At 64.4% G+C, this 8,949-nt stretch carries 9 protein-coding genes; 6 read left to right on the top strand and 3 right to left on the bottom strand.

Annotated elements, in window-relative coordinates:
* From F8K16_RS08120 to F8K16_RS08110, 3 genes are all read right to left on the bottom strand, one after another.
* The coding region (locus tag F8K16_RS08120; protein WP_294949200.1) for a 3-deoxy-D-manno-octulosonic acid transferase at positions 1–1,211 on the bottom strand (1,211 nt) is incomplete at its 3' end.
* A complete protein-coding gene (locus F8K16_RS08115; protein ID WP_294949197.1) occupies positions 1,211–2,146 on the bottom strand; it encodes a KpsF/GutQ family sugar-phosphate isomerase in 936 nt (311 codons plus the stop codon). The genes F8K16_RS08120 and F8K16_RS08115, both read right to left, overlap by 1 nt.
* Entirely contained in the window at positions 2,146–2,778 is a 633-nt protein-coding gene (locus F8K16_RS08110) for an acyloxyacyl hydrolase (protein ID WP_294949194.1), read from the bottom strand. The genes F8K16_RS08115 and F8K16_RS08110 overlap by 1 nt, the downstream gene beginning before the upstream one ends.
* A 95-nt stretch (positions 2,779–2,873) precedes the next feature.
* On the opposite strand from F8K16_RS08110, the gene hldE reads away from it, so the two are divergent.
* The 6 genes from hldE to alaS all read left to right on the top strand — a co-directional run.
* Complete coding sequence (gene hldE / locus F8K16_RS08105) at positions 2,874–4,292, top strand: bifunctional D-glycero-beta-D-manno-heptose-7-phosphate kinase/D-glycero-beta-D-manno-heptose 1-phosphate adenylyltransferase HldE (protein WP_294949191.1); 1,419 nt, start codon at positions 2,874–2,876, stop codon at positions 4,290–4,292.
* Entirely contained in the window at positions 4,289–4,855 is a 567-nt protein-coding gene (locus F8K16_RS08100) for an SIS domain-containing protein (RefSeq protein ID WP_294949188.1), read from the top strand. The genes hldE and F8K16_RS08100 overlap by 4 nt, the downstream gene beginning before the upstream one ends.
* A gap of 64 nt (positions 4,856–4,919) precedes the next feature.
* Positions 4,920–5,789: an NAD-dependent epimerase/dehydratase family protein gene (locus tag F8K16_RS08095; protein ID WP_294949186.1), complete on the top strand. Its 870-nt coding sequence runs from the start codon at positions 4,920–4,922 to the stop codon at positions 5,787–5,789.
* Positions 5,790–5,819: 30 nt separating this feature from the next.
* Positions 5,820–6,848 (top strand): recombinase RecA, encoded by a 1,029-nt coding sequence (recA, locus tag F8K16_RS08090; protein WP_294949183.1) that lies wholly within the window; start codon positions 5,820–5,822, stop codon positions 6,846–6,848.
* On the top strand, positions 6,845–7,294 hold the full coding sequence (locus tag F8K16_RS08085) for a regulatory protein RecX (protein ID WP_294949180.1): 450 nt from the start codon (positions 6,845–6,847) through the stop codon (positions 7,292–7,294). Before recA ends, F8K16_RS08085 begins: the two co-directional genes overlap by 4 nt.
* 27 nt (positions 7,295–7,321) lie before the next feature.
* Positions 7,322–8,949, top strand: a 1,628-nt coding sequence (alaS, locus tag F8K16_RS08080; RefSeq protein WP_294949203.1) for an alanine--tRNA ligase, incomplete at its 3' end; no start/stop codon positions are given.

The following is an 8,949-nucleotide window of genomic DNA, read 5'->3' as shown; positions in this document are numbered from 1 at the left end:
CATGCCTGTGCCCGCTCGCCCTGCTGTCGGGCCAGTCGGGGCTGATCCGCCCACAGGCGCAGCTGTTCCGCCAGTTTCTCCTCATTCTGGACGATGTGCACTCCGTCGCAGGCGAGCATGCTGTCAAACAGGGCCTGCAGGTTCTGATAGTGGGGACCCGACAGGACCGGCGTGCCAACGGCCGCCGGCTCCAGAATGTTGTGACCGCCGAAGGGGACCAGTGAGCCGCCCACGAAGGCAGCATCTGCCAGCGCATACCACAGCAGCAGTTCCCCCACCGTGTCAGCCAGCCAGACGGCCGTGTCCGCCCCGGGGATGTCCCCCCGGCTGCGGTGCACATGCGTCACCCCTGTCCGCTGCAGCAGACGGGCCACCTCGTCAAAACGGTCCGCATGTCTGGGGGCGAGGATCAGCAGGGCGTCCGGATATGCCGCTCTCAGCCGGGCGTGGGCGGCCAGCATCTGCTCTTCCTCGCCGGCATGGGTGGAGCCGGCTACCCAGATGAAGCGTCCGCCCAGACGCAGGCGCAGCTGTCGGGCCCGTTCATGCAGGTTGTCGGGCAGACGCAGATCGAATTTCAGGTTGCCCAGCACCTCGACCCGTTGTGCCCCGAGCGTGCGGAACCGTTCCGCATCCACCTCGAACTGGGTGCCTACAAGCCGGGCATGATGAAGCGTCTCGCCCACCAGTGGCTGGCCCCAGCGCCGGTAGCGCTCGAAGGAGCGTGTCTTGAGACGGGCGTTGATCATCACAAGCGGGATGTTTCGTCTGGCGCAGGCAGCGAACAGGTTGGGCCACAGCTCGGTTTCGACGATGACCACCAGTCGTGGTCGCAGGCGGTCGAGGAAACGGGCAACCGCATGTGGATAGTCATAGGGTATCAGCCCGTTCTGTACTGGCACCGGCGCGAACCGCTGCACCTGCAGGGCACCCTGAATGGAGCCGTTGGTGACTGTCAGCGGCAGGTCGGGATGGTGTCGGTGCAGCGCCTCAAGCAGAGGAAAGATGGAGCGGCTTTCGCCCACGGAGACGGCATGCAGCCAGATGCCGCCAGAGCGCCAGTCGGACGGTATGTGGCCGAAACGGCCCGACAGGCAGGCGGGCAGGTGCAGACCGAGACGGCGGGCGCGGCGGCAGCGACGCCAGCCCGCCAGCCAGAACAGCGGTGCCAGCAGAGCAAGCAGGGCGTTGTAGCGCCGCCGCGTCAGCATCAGCGGTTGAGATCGTAGATCTGCACCACACCGACGATCTTGCCGTGATCGTCCCGTACCAGCAGGGAGGTGATCTTGTTGACGGTCATCAGCTCCTCCGCCTCGGTCAGTCGGGCGTCGGCATGGATGGTCTTGGGATCGGGGGTCATGATCTCACGGGCGGTCTTCCGCATCAGGTCCGGGTCGTTTTCCAGATGGCGACGCAGGTCGCCGTCGGTGATGATGCCGGCGCCTTCGTCCACGATGCACAGCCCCAGTCGACCAGCGCTCATGGTATGGATGACCTCCGTCATGGGGGCGTCACCGGAGACGAAGGGCAGGTTGTCGGTCTTCATCTCGTGACGCACCCGGGTCAGCAGCTTGCGTCCCAGACTGCCGCCCGGATGGAAGCGGGCGAAATCCTGCGGTTGGAAGTTGCGCGCCTGCATCAGCGCCACCGCCAGCGCATCCCCCATCACCAGCGTGGCGGTGGTGGAGCTGGTGGGCGCCAGCTGGTGCGGGCAGGCCTCCTGCGGCACGGCGATGTTGAGATGGAAGTCTGCGTTCTTCGCCAGGGTGGAGGCCGGGTTGCCGGTCATGGCGATGACGGTGTTGCCGTTGTCCTTGAGAAAGGGCAGCAGGCGGATCACCTCCTCGGTTTCGCCGGAATTGGAGATGGCCACGAACACGTCATCGGGGGTCACCATGCCCAGATCGCCGTGAAAGGCCTCTCCAGGATGCATGAAAAAAGAGGGGGTGCCGGTGCTGGCCAGGGTGGCGACGATCTTCTTGCCGATCAGGCCGGATTTGCCCATGCCGCAGACCACGACCCGGCCACGGCTGGTGAGAATGGCATCCACCGCCCGATCGAAGTCGGCGGTGAGCAGGTTTTCCAGATTTCGGATGGCCTCCGCTTCGATGTGGATGACCTCTCTGGCAACGGTCTGGTGATTCATCAGAAAGCGTAGTCCAGTTTGATGGAATAATAGTTGGTGCCCGGATTGGGCGTCTCGATGCCGGCATTGGAAATGTGCAGGAAGCGGAAGCCCACCTGCAGATCCTTCAGTGACACGCCGAAGCCCATCAGGTCGCCGAACTGGAACTGGGTGGACTTGTCATAGTCGGCCAGATGGGTGTCGGAGAGATAACGGGCGCCAATACCGAATTCCACGTAAGGGCGGTAGCTGCTGCGGTATTCGTACTGCAGCACCGGCGTCAGCCCCAGCATGACGCCGCTCTGGTTCCTGCGACGACGGTGATCCGCCCACCAGCCGCTCAGATCCACCTCCCACTGGCCACGCAGCCGCCAGCTGCGGCGGTCGATCAGGTTGTGGCCGAAGTCCCAGCCAGCCATGATGCCGGCCAGGCCGGACTGGGCGTCCTGCCCGGCGCTGACGCCCACATGGCGTTTCGGGCCAATGGACAGGCCTGCCTCGACGGGGCGATCACCCCACAGGGTCACCGCGCCCCAGCTGAGCAGGGCGCCCGTGATGGCGGTGTTTTTCATCAGCGTGTCCGTGTCATCCTCGGCCAGAGCGGACGCTATTGCCAGAGGAAACACGGCCAGCAGAGCGGTCAGATGGCGCATGTCCGTTTTCTCCGGAAAGTGAGCGCTCTATTTTAAGAATTTGCCGGCATGTGTGGTTGCTAAAATAGTGGCATTTCAAAAGTTTGGAGGCAGGCATGCTGTCACGCTTTTCCACGGCACGGGTGCTCGTTGTCGGGGATGTGATGCTGGACCGCTACTGGCAGGGTCGGGCCGGGCGCATCTCTCCGGAGGCGCCCGTTCCGGTGGTCAATGTGACCGATGAACAGGCCCGTGCCGGTGGTGCGGCCAATGTGGCCACCAATATCGCGGCGCTGGGCGGACAGGTCACGCTCATGGGCGTGATCGGCCATGACCGGGAGGGAGAAGCGCTTGAGCGGCTGGTGCGCCAGCAGGGGGTGGAGAGCACCTGGGTGCATGCCGACAGCGGCACCATCAGCAAGCTGCGGGTCCTCAGTCACCACCAGCAGCTGATCCGCATGGACTTCGAGCAGCCGGCACCGCCCGAGGCGGCCGAGGCGCTGGCAGCGCAGGTGGCCGAGCAGGTGGCCGACCACGATCTGCTGGTGCTGTCCGATTACGCCAAGGGTGCGCTGGGTCAGGTGGAAGGCATGATCGAAGCCGCCCGCCGCGCCGGCGTGCCGGTGTTCGTGGATCCCAAGGGGCGGGATTTCGGTCGCTATCGAGGCGCCACGCTGATCAAGCCCAATCAGAAGGAGTTCGAGCTGGTGGCCGGTGTCTGCCGGGATGAGGCGGAGATCGAGGCGCGTGGTCAGACGCTGATTGACCAGCTGTCTCTGTCGGCGCTGCTGGTCACCCGCAGCGAGCATGGCATGCTGCTGCTGGAAAAGGGGCAGCCATCCTATCCGTTGCGGGCGCAGACTCAGGAGGTGTTTGACGTCACCGGCGCCGGTGATACGGTCATGGCGGTGCTGGCCACGGCCCATGCCGCCGGGCATGATCTGCGTCAGGCCGCCTGGCTGGCCAATGAGGCCGCCTCGCTGGTGGTGCGCAAGGTGGGGACCTCGGTCGTCACGGCCGCCGAGCTGAGTGAGCATCTGCGGCGCAAGCAGGCGCACCTGGGCTATGTTGCACCGGATGTGGACACGCTGCGCGAGGCGGTGCGCGCCGCACAGGCCCGGGGCGAGCGGGTGGTGATGACCAATGGCTGCTTCGACATTCTGCATGCGGGGCATGTGCGCTATCTGCAGGAGGCGGCTCAGCTGGGTGACCGGCTGATTGTGGCGGTCAACAGTGATGATTCGGTGCGGCGCCTCAAGGGGGACAGCCGGCCTGTCGTGCCGTTGCAGGCTCGCATGGAGGTGCTGGCGGCGCTGGGGTGCGTGGACTGGGTCATTCCCTTTGACGAGGACACACCGGCCCGGCTCATCTGCGCCCTGAAGCCGGATGTGCTGGTCAAGGGCGGTGACTACCGTCCGGAGGAGATTGCCGGTGCCGACTGCGTGCAGGCAGAAGGCGGCGAAGTGCGTGTGCTTTCTTTCTGGGACGGCTTTTCCACCACCGACATTGTCAACCGCATCCGGGAGCAGACATGAGCATTTTTCAACAGGCGCTGACGCGCCATCAGGCCATGATGGCGCAGCTGGGCCCGCTGGAGGCGCCGCTGCAACGGTGGATCGAGGTGGTGACAGCCTCCCTGGAACAGGGCGGCAAGGTGCTGTGGTTCGGCAACGGTGGCAGCGCGGCGGATGCCCAGCACATGGCCGCCGAGCTGGTAGTGCGTTATGTGAAGACCCGCCGGCCGCTGGCGTCCATCGCGCTGACCACCGACACCTCCATTCTGACCGCGCATCCAAACGATTTCGAGTTCGATACGGTCTTCGCCCGGCAGGTGGAGGCGCTGGCGCGACCTGAAGACGTGGTGGTGGGCCTGTCCACCTCTGGCAACAGCGAGAATGTGGTGCGCGGGCTGATGGCGGCGCGAAAGGTCGGCGCCACCACGGTGGGGCTGACCGGCGCCGGACCCAATCGCATCACCGAAACGGCAGACATCGTGCTGGCCGTGCCGGAACGGGAGACGGCGCGGGTGCAGGAGGCGCACGCATTTCTCGCCCATGTGCTGTGCGAGGCGCTGGATGCTCGCTTTGCTGATCGCTGACGCTTTTCTTTTGCCGGCAGATCGGGCATAGTCTGCCTTCGTTTCATTGACGAATGGAAAGGCCATGGCAACGGTAGCAATAGCAGGATGTGGTGATCTGGGGTGTCGACTGGCGGCACTGCTTGACGAGCAGGGGGACCGCATCATCGGGCTTAAGCGGCATGTGGAGGGCCTGCCGGAACATGTCACCCCGGTAGCAGTGGATCTGGCTGCGGCGGAGCGTGCATCGATCAGCCTGCCCGATCCGGTGGAGTATGCCTTCTTCATTCTCTCGCCGGATCGTCATGACGATGTGTCCTACTACCGGGCCTATGTTTCGGCGCAACGGCATTTCATCGAGCTGCTCAGGGGGCACCCTGTCAGGCGCTACGTGTTCGTCTCCAGCACCTCCGTGTTCGGGCAGAGTGAAGGGGAGTGGGTGGACGAGGACTCGCCGGTCGAAGGGCGCAACTTCGCCACCCGCACGCTGCTGGAAGCCGAGACGCTGGCGCTGGAGAGTGGCCTGCCGGCCACGGTGGTGCGTTTCGGCGGCATCTACGGCCCGGGACGCGCGCATCTGATCGACATGGTGCTGGCAGGCAAGGCCCATTGCATGGAAGGGGTCTACAGCAACCGGGTTCATGTGGTGGATGCGGCCCGCATGCTGGCGCACATCCGCAATCTGGAGGCGCCGGACAGCCTCTATGTGGGCGTGGATGACGAGCCTGCCCTGCTGTGCGAGGTCTATGAATGGCTGGCGGAGCAGCTGAGCGTGCCGCTGCAGATCGAGCACCGGGAACCGACCGAGACGGCACGGCAGCAGCGGGCCAACAAGCGCATCAGCAACCGGCGTATCCGCAGCACCGGCTTTGATTTCCGCTATCCCAGCTACCGAGAGGGGTATGGTGAACTGGTCACTCGCCTGCTGGAAGGGGGTGATGCGGGTGTGTCATAATAAACGGTTCGGATTTTGAGGAGAACGGCAATGGACGAGCAGAAGCGCAAGGCGCTGCAGGCGGCGCTGGGACAGATCGAACGCCAGTATGGCAAGGGCTCGGTCATGCGTCTGGGGGACAACCCGGTGGCCCAGAACGTGGAGACCATCTCCACCGGCTCGCTCGGGCTGGACATCGCGCTGGGCATCGGCGGCCTGCCCAAGGGGCGCATCGTGGAGATCTACGGTCCCGAGTCCTCCGGCAAGACCACGCTGACGCTGCACGCCATTGCCGAGGCCCAGAAGCAGGGCGGCACCGCCGCCTTCATTGACGCGGAGCACGCGCTGGACCCGGTCTATGCGGAAAAGCTGGGCGTGGATATCGACAACCTGCTGGTCTCTCAGCCGGACACCGGTGAGCAGGCGCTGGAGATCGCCGACATGCTGGTGCGCTCCGGCGCGGTGGATATCGTCGTCATCGACTCGGTGGCGGCCCTGACGCCCAAGGCCGAAATCGAGGGTGAGATGGGGGATGCCCACGTGGGTCTGCAGGCCCGCCTGATGAGCCAGGCGCTGCGCAAGCTGACCGCCAACATCAAGCGCACCAACACGCTGGTGATCTTCATCAACCAGATCCGCATGAAGATCGGGGTCATGTTCGGCAATCCGGAGACCACCACCGGGGGCAACGCGCTCAAGTTCTACAGCTCCGTGCGCATGGACATCCGCCGCATCGGCGCCATCAAGAACCGTGACGAGGTTATCGGCAACGAGACCAAGGTCAAGGTGGTCAAGAACAAGCTGGCGCCGCCGTTCAAGGAGGCTCGCTTCGAAATCCTCTATGGCGAAGGCATCTCCCGTCTGGGCGAGATCATTGATCTGAGCGTAGAGCATGGTCTGATCCAGAAGGCGGGTGCCTGGTACAGCTATAACGGTGACAAGATCGGCCAGGGCAAGGAGAACACCCGTCAGTGGCTCAGGGAACATCCGGAGGTGGCTGAGGAGATCGAGCGTCAGTTGCGGGCGAAACTGCTGCCGAATGGCGCATCGGGTGATGAGGCAACTGCCGACGAGGCATGAGCCGGTCGGCCGAGCTGGAAAACCGGGCGGTTGCCCTGCTGGCCCGGCGGGACTATGGCCGGGCCGAGCTGCGCGAGCGCCTGCTGCAGCGTTTTCCTGACGAAGGCGAACAGGTGGAAACCCTGCTGGATGCCCTGAGCGAGCGGGGCTGGCTGGACGAGCAGCGCTTTGTTGACAGCGCAGTGGATCAATATCGTGCCCGGGGAGACGGCCCGGCCAAGATCCGCCACAGACTGGCCGGCCGGCTGGATGAGGCCTGGCGGCTGGATGAGGCACTGGCGGCGGTGGATGAAGACGTCTGGGTGGAGACGGCCCGTGAAGCGCTGAGAAAGAAATTCGGTACGACAGAACGACCGCGCGACCCGAAGGAGGTGGCGCGGCGTCTGCGTTTCCTGCAGGGGCGCGGTTTCACCAGCGCCCAGTGCTGGAGCGCATTTGAAGAATAGCTTACAAGGGTGCATGCAATGCAGAACATGAGCACGGCGCAACTGCGTCAGGCCTTTATCGACTACTTCGTGGAACAGGGACACACGCCGGTGCACTCCTCGCCCGTGGTGCCGGCCAACGACCCGACCCTGCTGTTTACCAATGCGGGCATGGTGCAGTTCAAGGATGTGTTCCTCGGTCTCGACAAACGTCCCTTCACCCGCGCCTGTTCCGTGCAGCGCTGCATCCGCGCCGGCGGCAAGCACAATGACCTGGAAAACGTTGGCTACACCGCCCGCCACCACACCTTCTTCGAGATGCTGGGTAATTTCAGCTTCGGCGACTACTTCAAGCGCGAGGCCATTCGCTACGCGTGGGAATTTCTCACCGAGCGGCTCGGCATTCCGCCGGAAAAGCTGTGGGTGACCGTTTTCCATGAGGATGATGAGGCCGCCGACATCTGGCTCAATGAGATTGGCGTGGATCCGGCCCGCTTCAGCCGTTGCGGCGAGAAGGACAACTTCTGGTCCATGGGGGATACCGGCCCCTGCGGCCCCTGTTCCGAGATCTTCTACGACCACGGGCCGGAGGTGCCGGGCGGCCCGCCGGGTTCGCCTGACGAGGACGGCGACCGCTACATCGAGATCTGGAATCTGGTGTTCATGCAGTTCAACCGGGACGCCGACGGCACGCTTACCCCGCTGCCCAAGCCGTCGGTGGACACCGGCATGGGGCTGGAGCGACTGGCCGCCGTCATGCAGGGCGTGCACTCCAACTACGACATCGACCTGTTCCGCGCCCTGATTGACGCGGCGCAGAAGGTGACCGGTGCGGCGGATCGGAACAGCAGCTCCCTCAAGGTCATCGCCGACCACATCCGTTCCACCAGTTTCATGATTACCGACGGCGTGCTGCCGTCCAACGAGGGGCGCGGCTATGTGCTGCGGCGTATCATCCGCCGCGCCATCCGTCACGGCTACAAGCTGGGACAGACGCAGCCCTTCTTCCACAAACTGGTGCAGCCGCTGGTGGAGCAGATGGGCGAGGCCTATCCGGAGCTGGCCAAGGCCGCCCCGCAGGTGGAGAAGGTGCTGCTGCAGGAGGAGCAGCGTTTTGCCGAAACGCTGGAGCACGGCATGAAGCTGCTGGAAGAGGCCATTGCCGGCCTTTCCGGCGATACCCTGCCGGGCGATGTGGTGTTCAAGCTGTATGACACCTACGGCTTTCCGGTGGACCTGACCGCAGATGTGGCGCGGGAGCGGGGTCTCAAGATCGATGAGGCCGGTTTCGAGGCGGAAATGCGCAGGCAGCGCGAGCGTGCCCGGGCCGCCGGCAGCTTCAAGGTGGATCTGAACAGAAAGATCGACTTCGAGGGGGAGACCGAATTTGTCGGCTACCGTCAGGATGAGGTGGATGCCACCGTCCTGGCGCTCTACCGGGACGAGACACCGGTGGAAGCCCTGAGGGAAGGCGAGGAAGGCATTGTCATCCTTGACCGCACTCCCTTCTACGCGGAATCCGGCGGTCAGGTGGGCGATATCGGCAGCCTGACCGAAGGGATGAACAGTTTCCATGTGTCCGACACCCAGAAACAGGGCAAGTTGTGGCTGCACGTGGGGCGGGTCACCGCTGGCGAGATCCGTGTGGGTCAGCAGGTGCATGCGCAGGTGGATGT

The sequence above is a fragment of the Sulfurivirga sp. genome, assembly GCF_015490265.1.
In the GTDB taxonomy this organism is placed as follows: Bacteria; Pseudomonadota; Gammaproteobacteria; order Thiomicrospirales; family Thiomicrospiraceae; genus Sulfurivirga.
Note: the sequence above shows the minus strand (reverse complement) of the source record. Positions and strands in the feature narration are given on the sequence as shown.